This window comes from Pantoea sp. RIT413 (assembly GCF_003057675.2).
In the GTDB taxonomy this organism is placed as follows: Bacteria; Pseudomonadota; Gammaproteobacteria; order Enterobacterales; family Enterobacteriaceae; genus Pantoea; species Pantoea eucrina.
This window is the reverse complement of the sequence record NZ_QBJB02000003.1, coordinates 211,447-224,165: the sequence shown is the minus strand read 5'-3', so window position 1 is coordinate 224,165 and position 12,719 is coordinate 211,447. Positions and strand designations below refer to the sequence as shown.

Genomic DNA, 12,719 nt, shown 5'->3' with positions numbered 1-12,719 from the left:
GGGTTCGCCCTTTTTGCTATGCGACCACCGTTATGCGCTGGCCGGCAAACTCTACCGTCTGTCCGGCAACGATTTTACAGCGCTTGCGCGTTTCAATCGCCCCGTTCACGCGCACTTCACCTTCATCAATCACCGCTTTGGCCTGCGCGCCGCTCTCTACCCAGCCTTCCAGCTTCAGCAGATCGCACAGATCAACGTGCTGATGTTTACCCAGTGAGAAACTCGCCATTATGCTTCCTCCACGTCGTGATACGCTTCGCACGCCAGCAGCGTGTTTTCAATTAAAGTGGCTACCGTCATCGGCCCGACCCCGCCCGGGACTGGCGTAATGTAAGAGGCGCGCTCAGCGGCAGCGGCAAAATCAACGTCGCCCACCACTTTACCGCTCTCCAGCCGGTTGATGCCGACGTCAATCACCACCGCGCCTGGTTTGATCCAGTCACCCGGAATAAAACCGGGCTTGCCCACGGCCACGACCAGCAGATCGGCGTGCTCCACGTGATGGCGCAGATCGCGGGTGAAGCGGTGAGTAACCGTCGTGGTACAGCCTGCCAGCAGCAGCTCCATGCTCATCGGGCGGCCAACGATGTTAGACGCGCCGACCACTACGGCGTTCAGGCCATAGGTATCGATGTTATAACGCTCCAGCAGCGTGATAATACCGCGCGGCGTGCAGGGACGCAGTTTCGGCGCACGCTGGCAGAGGCGACCCACGTTATAGGGATGGAAACCATCCACATCTTTATCCGGCGTGATGCGCTCCAGCACCTTGACGTTGTCGATACCGGCCGGCAGCGGCAGCTGCACCAAAATGCCGTCAATCGCCGGGTCACTGTTCAGCTCATCAATCAGCGTCAGCAGCTCGCTTTCGCCGGTGGAGTCGGGCAGGTTATAAGCACGGGAGACAAAGCCCACCTCTTCGCAGGCGCGACGTTTGTGCGTGACGTAGATCTGCGAAGCGGGATTTTCGCCCACCAGGATCACGGCCAGACCCGGCGCACGTTTGCCCGCCGCCAGGCGCTGCTGCACTTTTTCCGCAACTTCGCTACGCACCTGCTGCGCAATCGTTTTACCGTCAATAATTTTTGCTGCCATCAGAGAGGAAATCCATCTGTAGAGAGTTAAATCGGGGATGGTGCCTATTCTGGCAGAAGCGCGGGCAGCTGTCAGTCACAGTTTCAGCAGCCTGCGCGCTTTCAGGCTTTTTTCGTGGTGACGCGTGCCAGCCTGCATAGGTATGATATCTGCAGGACACTCTGGGAACGATGTAATGATCTGGATAATGCTTGCCACTCTGGCAGTGGTGTTTGTGGCTGGATTTCAGCTGATCACCGCCGCCTCACGTCACGCTGCCCAGCGGCTCAGCAAGCGGCTGCAGCTGCCGCCGGTACAGGTGGAGTCAATGCTCTCGATGATGGGGAAAGAGGCGGCGAAAGAGTTTACCGACTACCTCAGCCGCGATAACGAAACGCACCTGCATAATGGCGCAGCGGTACTGCTGATCTGGCAGGTACTGATTGTTGACGGCAGCGAAGAGAACAGCCAGCGCTGGCATGCGATCCTCAGCCGCGCCGGTTTCCCGGCACTCATCAGCCGCCAGCAGCTGCTGCTCGCGCTGGGCTTTCTGCGCCAGCTGGAGCCGGACAGCCAGGAGCTGCACGCGCTGCGTGAGCAATATAATGCGCGCTTTACGCCACAAGGGATTGAGCTGGAAGGGGAATCCACCGGCACCAGTAATCTCGTGTCGCTCAGCGAATGGCGCAAACGCCATTGATGCAAATTGGTTATTCCCGCAGCACTCCGCTGCACAGAAACGGCAAAAACGTTGACGTACCCGCTTCCCGACGTATAATCCGACCCAACTCCTCAGCGCCCTTAGCTCAGCTGGATAGAGCACCGGCCTTCTAAGCCGTAGGTCACAGGTTCGAATCCTGTAGGGCGCGCCAAGTCAAATCAAGCAGTTACGCCACTCCGCCAGCTTTCATATTTTCAGCATGGGACAGATTTGGGACACGACTGCCTGAGGGTCGCCGTCGCAGTTTTTCGCCGCTCTGTTAACAATAGCGGCTCAGCTATCTGAATTAACAATACAGTGACATAAGGATTTCAGACGCGGTTGCTGAAACCGTACAGTATGTTTTACTCATAATCGTAATAACTGTTGAGCTCAGCTTCTTTTTTATAACTTTTCCCGAGCATAAACCCGATAGATAAAAGCGTTAAGATTATCGGCATGATAAATACTGCGCTGCGGGTAAAGAAATCTTTTTCAAAGCTCCATCCCACCTCGATACTGATTGTCATAAGCAGCAGAGAGGTGGCAAGTATAAAACTGCAGCCAAGCAGACTGCCGCTCTTTTTGAGACTTTTGATGTAGGCAGGGCTGTAATTGTCCTCGGGCCGGGCAAGTTTCCCGTTCATTTGAAGAAACGTGATTTGCTCGCCTCTCTTCTCCCTTGCTGCCAGCAGCTGAGCACGTTCTCCGTTACGAACTGCCATGGCTGCCCAGTCCATCATCAGCCACTGATAGCCCGTCGTCCAGGTATCGGCTATCCGCATATTTTGCCAGCTCCGGACGTTAATTCCTGCATTGTTCTCCGCCAGGGAATTTTTCAGCAAATTAAGACTTTCTCCCTGCAGATCGCTGGTCCAGACGTGCCGCAGGTCAGCGGGCCTGACTTGCCCGGCAGACAGCAGTGCATTAATCCTGCGCTCAAGGTTATAAATTTGAGCGCTCATTCCTTTAAAACAGCAGACCGGCACTCTGTTTCCGCTTATTTGCCGGTAGCGGGAAAAGAGCAGTGCACAGGCATATTCACAAAAGTTACGATTATCGCCATCATGCAGTTCGGCAATTAACAGCAGACGAAATCCGTTAAACGACCCGTCTGTCCACTGCTGAACCAGTGACAGTTCAGGCATGTCGTCAAAATAGTGAAAGCTGGCATGGCGGAATGCGGCATGGAAAGAGCGGACCAGCGATGTGATGTCATCGCGAACAGATCCTGCTGTATTACCCATGTAGAGAAACAGTTCAGGACGTTCGGTGATGGCGTCAATCTGTGTCAGATCCAGCTGTTCCAGCAGGCGCTGCACTGTGACCAGCATCCGTCCCATGCCTGACCTTTCATCATCCTCAACGGAAAGCCTGAGGGGAATATCGCCATCCACCGGCATTTTCCCCTCAAGTCCGAGCATTTTCAGGGCTGCGTTATCAACCGGAAAGATTGAGGTGTGTTCAGCCAGCAGCGTCCATTCAGAAGCCCGTGATTGCCAGTCCGATTCAACACCGCAGTACGCAAGCTGCATCAAAAGACGCCAGCAACAGAGAATGTTGAAAAAAATAAAGCATAGCGAAACAACCGTCATGCAGACCGCAACAGGGAGCGCCAGTAATCGCCAGATAAGCATGCTGAGCGTTAGCTGCGCATTCTCAAGCGTCAGGGCACTGAACATCAGCATCAATATAAGGGCCACAATACCTGCAGCTATCGTAAACAGACGGGGAAAGCGTATTTCCGTTTTCTCCGGACAAGAGAGCAACGGCTTCCAGAAATATTTCATTTATCGCACTCCTGCTTCGGGCAAAGAGCTTAACAGCAGGCATCCGCACGCCACTTTGCAACCATGGGTCACAACGTGACGGCCGTTCATGATCCAGGCAGGATGCCCTTCAGCAGCAGCGGTTTCACCATGCTGACTGCACCGCGCTTTGTCGCCGATCAGCATTACCGGCTTACCATCGAACATCTCTCCTGAAGCTTCAGTAACATAGCCTCCCGCCGACAGGCGGTCTCCCAGTCGAATAACGCCATCCATGAAATATCCTTACTCTCTGTCCTGTTAAATTTATTTTTGTGCAAATGAAATCACATTCCCGCCTTCATATCGCACTGCATGCGGGTCCAGCCCGTATAGCCCTTCACCTCCGGCACGCGGGTCGGCAGGTTCTGAAAGTTGGCGTAATACTGCTCCATTCTTACTGGCAGGATGCGGGGATCGATATAAAGGAGACCCCAGCGCGAAACGTTCTCACCTTTGCCAGGACGAATAGCGTCCAGCCGGTCATAATAAACTTTGCCTTTAAATGTATAGCTGTAATCAATCCCTTCTCCGCCCGGCATGATGCGCGGATCGTCAAAAGGGTGAGAGGAGATATAGAGGTGCCCCTGCTTCGTCAGCAGAAACCCCTGGTCGTTGACCACGGTCAGGGAGGCGATGTTTTTAGACTCCGGAGAATCAGAACCCGCCTCATCATCTTCACGGCCCTTGATCCACGAAGGCGTCCATGTTCTGCCATAGTCCCGGGACACGGTGAAATGCGCAGAGTCCCAGCTGGGAATGGCAATGTAGCGCTCGGAGGCGTTGATGTAGGGCTTGGTAAAGATGCGATAAAACTGTGACGATACCTCACTGCGGATATCGCGCTTCTCATCCACAAACCACAGGGCGCCCTCGCAGGCGACCCCGTGCAGCTCCAGCCAGCGGTGGTCGTCAAAGCGGTACACCACCTGCACCGGCGTCTGCCGTTTCCTCAGCGGCTTGCCGCTGCAGCCGCTGGCGCTCAGGGCTATCAGCATTGCCAGCATCGCAGCAGCGTACCTGTTCAGAACGTAACTGAGCATCACATTCCCGCCTTCATATCGCACTGCATGCGGGTCCAGCCCGTATAGCCCTTTACCTCCGGCACCCGGGTCGGCAGGTTCTGAAAGTTGGCGTAATACTGCTCCATTCTTACTGGCAGGATGCGGGGATCGATATAAAGGAGACCCCAGCGCGAAACGTTCTCACCTTTGCCAGAACGAATAGCGTCCAGCCGGTCATAGTAAACTTTGCCTTTAAATGTATAGCTGTAATCAATCCCTTCTCCACCCGGCATGATGCGCGGATCGTCAAAAGGGTGAGAGGACATATAGAGGTGCCCCTGCTTCGTCAGCAGAAACCCCTGGTCGTTGACTACGGTCAGGGAAGCGATGTTTTTAGACTCCGGATAAAAAGAGCCTGCCTCATCATCTTCACGCCCCCTGATCCACGAAGGGGTCCATGTTCTGCCATAGTCCCGGGACACGGTGAAATGCGCAGAGTCCCAGCTGGGAATGGCAATGTAGCGCTTGGAGGCATTGATGTAGGGCTTGGTAAAGATGCGATAAAACTGCGACGATACCTCACTGCGGATATCGCGCTTCTCATCCACAAACCACAGGGCGCCCTCGCAGGCGACCCCGTGCAGCTCCAGCCAGCGGTGGTCGTCAAAGCGGTACACCACCTGCACCGGCGTCTGCCGTTTCCTCAGCGGCTTGCTGCTGCAGCCGCTGGCAGTCAACATAATCAGAGCTGCCAGCGCTGTAATTACAGTGTGTTTCCTTAACGTTACCATCCTGTTCCCTCCGTTTTTTTCTTTGCCGGCACATCGCGATAGCCTGCCGGCTCCGGCATGTCCCACTGATGCACAGGCACTTCCTTATGATGCACCTCCGGATGCCGGGCGGGCTCTACGCGCGTTTTCGGGCCGAAATCATTCACCACGCCGAACTCACCGGCCGGCAAAGTTTGATCCGGTTTATTCATAAACTTTTTGGTTATATCTTCATTCAGCACGCCCGTTTTGTAATATTTCTTTGTATTGGCATCCGGATTAAACTCGTGCCGCCAGTCTGCGCGCTTGCGCAGATTGAGCCAGAAGGCGGGATCTTCAAAGGCCATGCAGTTACCGATGGCGAGGTCGTAGGCAACAGCCTTTTCCTGCACGTTCTGATCCATCACTATTGAAGAGTGCTGGCTGAACCTCACCGGATCGCCATATTTTTCCATCTCGTTGATTTCTTCGCTTGTTTTACGCCGCTTCAGCTGGTAGCGCTGCGTGCTGCTGCCGACCACGCGACCGGAGACAAACGCGGTGCCGTAATACCGGTTGACCGCAGCCAGCTCGGTTTCAGACAGCAGCTGACCGGAGCGATGCGGATAAACAAATCCGATCGCCGGACGAAACTCTGTCACCTGCCAGGCGTTCTCATACTCGCGGGCGGAGTAGTCGATATAGCGATCTTCGCCTCCAACGCCCGTTTTATATTTCATGTCCCCGCTGCGATCGTGCCCCATCAGGGTCAGCTCTATCACTTCAGGCAGGGCCTCGGCGTTTTCAGTCACGCCGCTTTCCATTGGATAGGCCACGTTAGTGGGCCAGCCGTCATACGTAAAATCTCCGGGCCGGAAAGCAGGCTTTTTGAAAGGCGCACCGGACGCGTTACCGCCCGTACTGTGGTGCTGACAGAACGCGCGCTGATAGAGATTGGGTATGCCGCCGGCGAGCGTATCAGGAATACCGCGCCAGCCGATGCCCTGCACACTGGACAGCGACACCGTGCCGTCATTCGGGCAGAAATAGTTATAAACCCGGCCGTAGTTATTGCGGCTGTAGCGGGGATCGCTGCTCCAGCGGTGTTTGCGCCACAGTGTGGTATCGTGGTACATGGCTGTGACAAACTCCGGCCGGTAGCAACCCGTGGCGTCATACTTTGGATTTGTGGCCATCAGCCGGCAGAAATTACGCAGCGTCTCCTGACGCCCGTGCGACGTCTGCTGCTTGCCGGGCAGCATATTTTCCATGAGCCGCGGATCAAGTGAGTAGGGGGAGTGGCAGAGGATGGCGCAGTCGGCAACCGGATAATCAGCTACCTGTTGCCTGACCAGCATATTCGCCAGCATGGTAATGATGGTGCCCTGGCTGTGCGCCACTATATTGATGGTGTCGTGACGTGTACTGGGGTTCTTTCTGATTTCCAGAATCAGATCTGCCAGCCGCTGAGCAGCAAAAAACTGATAAATGCGGTGCGGATTGCCATAAATCGGGTGGGTAAAGTCCCCGCCGTTAAGTTTGCGGCTGTAGATCCCCGCCATCCAGATGGCCCCGCCGTTCGCGCCGGGCCCCAGCATGTCAGGAATGCAGGTGGTTGCGTTAGCAAAGGTGCCGCCATTCTTCGCTGCTGCCAGGTTCAGCACGTTGCCGTAGTTATCGTTGCAGAAGCCGCGTCCCTCAGCGTTCAGCTTTTTCAGCCGTACCGGATCATCTTCCTGAAACGCATCGTAGGGGAGAACTGTTTCCAGCCCGAGGCGGGCGACCTCATCACGGTAGCGCCGCTGGTCTGCGTTATAGGTTTCACGATCGACCGGGCGATAGCCCCAGTAGAACGGAATAACCGGCGATCGCCCGCTGGCCGTCACGCGCTTTGGCGCATCTTTCAGGTCGGTTAATCCCTCAATTTCACTCCACTGGTGCGGGTACATGTCGTCGCGCGCCAGTCGGGTATTCAGCCCGGCAATAATCCCTTTCTCCTGCGTTTCGTAAGCTTCGCCGATGTCGTTGACGCCGTGTACAAGAATAACAATACAGGGCAGGGGGCTGTTTACAGGAAACTCCTGCATCAGCATACCGCCGGCGGTATCGCGATTAAGGCCGATGAAGCTGCCCAGTTCCGGATCGTTAAAGGCGCTGTTTTTTGAGGTGTGATGAGTCATCGCTTTGCCTCCCTGATAAGCGTAACAACCAGCTGTTCGGTCTCTGCAAGATCCAGCAGCGGAGAGTGCCCGGCAGCATCGGTGATACCCTCCACCGTGCTGCCGTCCGGCCGGGTAACGCGGAAGGGCTGGCTGACCAGCGGGTGTTTCCGGTCGCCGTTTCGGTACAGGCGTACACCGCGCGCCAGCGGGTTATCTTTAAACAGCGGATCGACAATTTTTGCCGGTTCCCCCTTCTGATAAACAAGAGTCGGCGCTTTCTGCTCAATGTGCGCCGGCGAGAATATCTCTACGCCGCCGTTCGGGTGCAGGCGGATCCCGCCGCCGCCGCAGTGCAGATACAGGCCTTTTTTGGCGCTTATCTGAAGCTCTCCGTTGACGCTGGCGATCTGCATGTTCCGATCGGCAAGCGCCGCCAGCTGGCCGCGCTGCGCCTGAAGCGTGATATCGCCAGACGCGGCAATCAGTTTGATGCCAAGCCTGCGCACAAAGGCGGAAATTCCCTGGCCCGCCGCGACAGAAAGACGTTTGAACACGCTGACGCTGCCGTTACTGCCGGCGGTGATCACCGCATCTTTACCGGCGGCGAGATGGAGGCTTTCAGGTGTTGCCTGTGCAATACCCGCTTCACCCCAGGAGAGAATGCCCGGCTGCGCCAGCCCGGAAACGGCCTGCTGCAGCGCCTGCTGCGGGGCAGTGTCAGCGCCGTCAGCGCCGGCCCCGGCGGCCGACGACTGCAGGCTGTAAGCTATGCTGAGCGCCTGCTCCAGATGCGCGATCGCGTCGGTCATCTCCAGCAGCGTTCCGCGTGCACCGGTCTGCGCGGCGGTCGTCAGGTAGATCCCCTTTGCGGCACGCACGGTGGCGTGATGATCGGTGCGCAACTCTGCGCCTTTACCGCGTGCTTTGCGACCGGTATCGACCATATGACCGAGGTTAAGCTGCGTTTTGCCGAACTCGGTTGATAGCTTGATGTGCTCATTGCCTGCCGCATCTTCCAGCCGGATTTTGTTCTTCCCCTTTGTCCGGATAACATTGCGCGTGCTGTTACTATCGTTAACGACGTCCGGATTTAGCGCGTCATGCAATACATGGGCAATGTAAGGCCGCTCGGGATCGCCACTTTCAAATGCGATTGCCACCTCCGTGTTGTCCAGCAGCGGAAAATGCACGCCATACTTATCGCCTGCGTAGATGCGGGCCAGACGGACAGGCATGCTTTCCCTGCCTTTCTCCCAGCTGGCGAGATCAAAACTGAATTTCACCCGATAGCGCCCCTGACTATCGGGACGGGCAAGGCTATCGTTCATAACGCTGCCGGAGACGCGGGCGGGAATCGTTCCTGAGATAACCGGTCTTGGCAGGCGCTCCGGCCGGAAAGCGGCGCGCTCACTACAGGGAATACCGCTGAGTGCCGTCTGATAGCCTGTTGCCCGGCTTGCGCGGCAGACGCTCTCAACGATAAGAAAGCCGGACATAAATGCTTCAGGCTGCTCGCCGTCGATTTCAGCCACCATGCCCGGCTGCAGTGCGGGATCGTCAGTGATGGCTTCCAGACACGTCCGGCCGGACAGATGGCGCTCATGGCGGATGCGGGCATAGTGCCAGGCTGTTTCAGCATCTCCGCCCTGAATGCTGCTCCACCGATCGCCCGTGCTATGCTGAATATCAGCGTAGTGATAATCGCTGCCTGTGGTGTAGGGAGCTTCACCGCTCATGTCCGCCTCATGTTCCGGCGGAATAAGCCGGCTTTGCCGGTAGTCGTAATTGCGCGTACGTACCGATGCAGGCACCACCGCTGAGTGGCAGCGCATCTGCCATATTGTCAGGGTATCGCCTGTTAACCCTGCTCCGGGCAGCGACTGAATTTTCGCGCCAGATAGGTAGCCTGCCTGCTGATCGGCAAATACGATGACGGTGATCTCTTCAGCAGTTTCATGTTTGCAGAAGCGGAACCAGATCCCGACTTCAGAAAGCAGACGCCGGATAAAACTCAGGTCACTCTCTCCCCACTGAACGATCATCTCACGCCTGGGGTAACGCCACTGCAGCAGGCTCATGTCAATCTCATAATCCCTAAAGCCGTGCGACTTCAGGACAGAATTGACGAGCTCGGGAACAGACGTCCGCTGATAGATAGCGTACCGGTGCGTGCTGGACATCAGCGCCAGAGGATGTTCGAGTGTGACTTCATACGTTGATTCGTCAACGCTGGTTGATATATGGGAAAGGCGGGTGATAACCCCATAAATTTTGCGTAATGTGTGCCAGCGATCCTTAGCAGGCCGAAAGAGGGAGCACGCCGTGGAACAGGCCCGCATCATAAAAACTGCCGGCTGCATCATCACTTTCTCAGGTGGTATATCCTGAACGGATGAAGTAAAGCGGATGATAAATCGATAGGGCTGGCTAAGGGACTCTCGCCCTTCGAAAGATTTAACGTCTGCAACGATCTCGCAGCTTTCAAAGGCGAGCAGATAGTGATTGAGCGAATCCGCAACGGCGAATGAGCCCGAACGTCCTGTCAGGGGCATAGATATCCTTATTTAGTTTGGCATTACAAACCATAAGGACAAGTGTAAATAATTACAGAGGGTTAGTATATTGTAAAATTTGATTTAATTCTGGCTCTGATTCCGACAGGGGAGAAGCATTGAACCCTGCAGGGCAACGGACTCTGGTCATGATTTTTTCGGTTTTCCGCCCCTATCCTGAGTCAGCAGACGGATGCGCTTTTGCCAGCAGTCCGGCCTTTCAGTAAATAATGGCCCTTTTTTTGCCTCTCTCTACTCTCGCTGCTGCATAACATACATCCCGGAAAAATTAGCAGGATGATTAATCAGTCTGAATTATCTGGCTTAAAAAAAACCATACTGACGTTGTTATCAGGTCATTTTCGTGAATAATATGCGGCAATTTTTATATTAATTAATAAGATTTGCGTTTAGTTTACGTGACAAGGATTGTCTGATGGTTTCATCTGATACATCAATTACGCTCTGTTTCTCTTTTCTGGTTGCTGCTTTTATAACCAGCGAGGCCACTGCGGAGCCCTTGCCTGATGCAGGTGAACAGGTCCGGCAGCAGCAACAGCGCCAGCGAGCGCTGGAGCAGCAGATAGAGCCGAAAGCGCCTGATGTGCGACTTTCACCGCCCGCTTCTGGTTTTGGCCGCCTCTCTTTTCCTGCAGAAAAACCCTGCTTTCCTCTCACGCGTATCGTGCTTGAAGGGCAGCAGGCGCTGCCGCACTGGCTGCCGCTTAACGCTATTGCCAGCCAGGCGCAGGGAAAGTGCCTGGGCGGGCGCGGCATTAATCTGCTGATGAGTACGCTGCAAAACCGGCTGGTTGATCATGGCTATGTTACTACGCGGGTGCTGGCACCTTCGCAGGACCTTAACAGCGGCACGCTACGGCTGGTGATCCTGCCCGGTTACGTGCGGGAGGCCAGACTGACGCCGGGTAGCGATCGTTATCTGTGGCTCTACAGCGCATTTCCTGCCCGCGACGGTAATCTGCTGGATTTGCGTGATATCGAACAGGGGCTGGAAAACCTGCAACGGCTGCCGACCGTGGTAGCCGATATGTCGGTCGTGCCCGGTGAACAGCCGGGCGAGAGCGATATAGAGGTACGCTGGCAGCAGAAAAAGATGTGGCGCCTCGGTCTCTCGCTGGATGATTCCGGTACGCGCAGCACCGGACGCTATCTGGGTGGCGTCACGCTGTCGCTCGATAACCCTTTTGCGCTGAGCGATCTTTTTTATCTGTCGGCCACGCACGATCTGCAGGGCAAAGGCGGTAAAGGCAGCAAAAACGTCATCGGCCACTACTCGGTGCCGTTTGGATACTGGATGTTCTCCGCAACGGCCAGCGACTATGACTATCACCAGACGGTCGCCGGAACCCATCAGGACTACCGCTATAGCGGAAAAAGTCAGAGCCTCGATTTACAGCTTAGCCGGGTACTGCATCGCAGCGGCTCGCAAAAAACCTCGCTGACCTATGACGTCCTGACGCGCGAAACCCGCAACTATATCAACGACACCGAAGTTCAGGTGCAGCATCGCCAGACGGCGGCGTGGCGTATCGGTCTGCAACACCGCCACTATATCCGCCAGGCGACGCTGGATGCGGGCATCAGCTATCAGCGCGGCACGCGCTGGTTCGGTGCCCAGCCCGCACCCGAGGAGTATTTCGGCGAGGCGACGGCGCTGAGTAAAATCGTTCAGCTCAATGCGCAGTTCAGCCTGCCGTTCAGCATCGGCAGCCAGCATTTTCGCTACGGTGCGCAATACCTGCGTCAGATGAGTAATACGCCGCTCACGCCGCAGGAGCAGTTTTCGATAGGTAACCGCTGGACTGTGCGCGGTTTCGACGGCGAACGCACGCTGAACGCGAGCCGCGGCTGGTTCGTCCGCAATGACATCGCCTGGAGTACGCCGCTGCCTGCACAGGAGTTCTACCTGGGCGCGGACTATGGCGAGGTGGGCGGCGCGGGCAGTGAGCTGCTGACCGGCCAGCATCTGGCGGGCGGGGTGGCGGGGCTGCGCGGTCAGGCCTGGAATACCGGTTATGACCTGTTTATCGGGACGCCGCTGTCGAAGCCTGACGGTTTACGCACCAGCAGCGTCACGCTCGGCTTCAACCTCAACTGGAGCTACTGAGAATGCGCGCAGGCAAGTATGAGGTTAAATCACCGCTGATTCTGGGCGGTGAAGAGAGTGAAGCGGAAATACTGGGATCGGCGGTGTGGCTCTGGATGCACTCGCCGCTGCATCGTGATGCGCCGCTGCACGCCCTGCCGACGCTGCTGCTGCCGATCATCAAACAGCGACAATATGTGCTGGTGGCTGAAGCCGGTACGCCGGTTTTTTTCTTCAGCTGGGCCTGGCTGAACGAAGAAGCCGAAGCGCTTTATCTTACACGGCCCGCTATCCATTTTCCGCCTGACGCGTGGAACAGTGGCACACGCATGTGGTGCTGCGACTGGATCGCGCCATTTGGCCATACCGTAGCGATGAGTCGCCTGATCCGGCGCGATCTCTTTCCTCATGCCTGCTGGCGGGCATTAGATCACCGCGGTGAGCAGCGCGGCAGGCGCGTATTCAACTTTCATGGCAGCCGCGTGACCCATAAAGCGGCAAAAACGTGGCGCCAGCAGCATCCGCTCGCCGCCGCGTTACCGCAAATCTGATAAGGATATTAG

Annotated in this window: 11 protein-coding genes and 1 tRNA gene; 4 read left to right on the top strand and 8 right to left on the bottom strand. The window is 56.1% G+C overall.

The features are described from left to right. Positions 1-16 precede the first annotated feature (16 nt). On the bottom strand, positions 17-229 hold the full coding sequence (gene ybcJ, locus DBY66_RS06560) for a ribosome-associated protein YbcJ (protein ID WP_039383070.1): 213 nt from the start codon (positions 227-229) through the stop codon (positions 17-19). After that, positions 229-1,095 (bottom strand): bifunctional methylenetetrahydrofolate dehydrogenase/methenyltetrahydrofolate cyclohydrolase FolD, encoded by an 867-nt coding sequence (gene folD / locus DBY66_RS06555; protein ID WP_039383072.1) that lies wholly within the window; start codon positions 1,093-1,095, stop codon positions 229-231. Before folD ends, ybcJ begins: the two co-directional genes overlap by 1 nt. Before the next feature lie 175 nt (positions 1,096-1,270). On the opposite strand from folD, the gene DBY66_RS06550 reads away from it, so the two are divergent. Next, positions 1,271-1,774: a DUF1198 family protein gene (locus DBY66_RS06550; RefSeq protein ID WP_108569674.1), complete on the top strand. Its 504-nt coding sequence runs from the start codon at positions 1,271-1,273 to the stop codon at positions 1,772-1,774. Between the two features lie 95 nt (positions 1,775-1,869). Further along, a tRNA-Arg gene (locus tag DBY66_RS06545) sits at positions 1,870-1,946 on the top strand. 193 nt (positions 1,947-2,139) lie between these two features. On the opposite strand, the gene DBY66_RS06540 is transcribed toward DBY66_RS06545, so the two are convergent. Genes DBY66_RS06540 through vgrG form a run of 6 tightly spaced genes read right to left on the bottom strand, consistent with a single transcriptional unit; the run spans position 2,140 to position 10,049 of the window. Continuing rightward, positions 2,140-3,564, bottom strand: a complete 1,425-nt coding sequence (locus tag DBY66_RS06540) for a hypothetical protein (RefSeq protein WP_108569675.1) — start codon at positions 3,562-3,564, stop codon at positions 2,140-2,142. After that, a complete protein-coding gene (locus tag DBY66_RS06535) occupies positions 3,565-3,819 on the bottom strand; it encodes a PAAR domain-containing protein (protein ID WP_108569676.1) in 255 nt (84 codons plus the stop codon). A gap of 50 nt (positions 3,820-3,869) precedes the next feature. Beyond that, positions 3,870-4,625 (bottom strand): hypothetical protein, encoded by a 756-nt coding sequence (locus tag DBY66_RS06530; protein WP_233499575.1) that lies wholly within the window; start codon positions 4,623-4,625, stop codon positions 3,870-3,872. Continuing rightward, positions 4,625-5,326 (bottom strand): hypothetical protein, encoded by a 702-nt coding sequence (locus DBY66_RS06525; protein WP_199559916.1) that lies wholly within the window; start codon positions 5,324-5,326, stop codon positions 4,625-4,627. Before DBY66_RS06525 ends, DBY66_RS06530 begins: the two co-directional genes overlap by 1 nt. Positions 5,327-5,370: 44 nt before the next feature. Next, positions 5,371-7,515 carry a DUF3274 domain-containing protein gene (locus tag DBY66_RS06520; RefSeq protein ID WP_108569678.1) on the bottom strand — a complete coding sequence of 715 codons (2,145 nt, stop codon included), beginning with the start codon at positions 7,513-7,515 and terminating at the stop codon, positions 5,371-5,373. Continuing rightward, on the bottom strand, positions 7,512-10,049 hold the full coding sequence (gene vgrG, locus DBY66_RS06515) for a type VI secretion system Vgr family protein (RefSeq protein ID WP_094111774.1): 2,538 nt from the start codon (positions 10,047-10,049) through the stop codon (positions 7,512-7,514). The genes DBY66_RS06520 and vgrG overlap by 4 nt, the downstream gene beginning before the upstream one ends. 436 nt (positions 10,050-10,485) lie before the next feature. Between vgrG and DBY66_RS06510 the strand changes: the two genes are divergently transcribed. Further along, positions 10,486-12,177, top strand: a complete 1,692-nt coding sequence (locus DBY66_RS06510; RefSeq protein ID WP_083429512.1) for a ShlB/FhaC/HecB family hemolysin secretion/activation protein — start codon at positions 10,486-10,488, stop codon at positions 12,175-12,177. A gap of 2 nt (positions 12,178-12,179) precedes the next feature. Further along, positions 12,180-12,707 (top strand): toxin-activating lysine-acyltransferase, encoded by a 528-nt coding sequence (locus DBY66_RS06505; protein ID WP_071668960.1) that lies wholly within the window; start codon positions 12,180-12,182, stop codon positions 12,705-12,707. Positions 12,708-12,719: the final 12 nt, after the last annotated feature.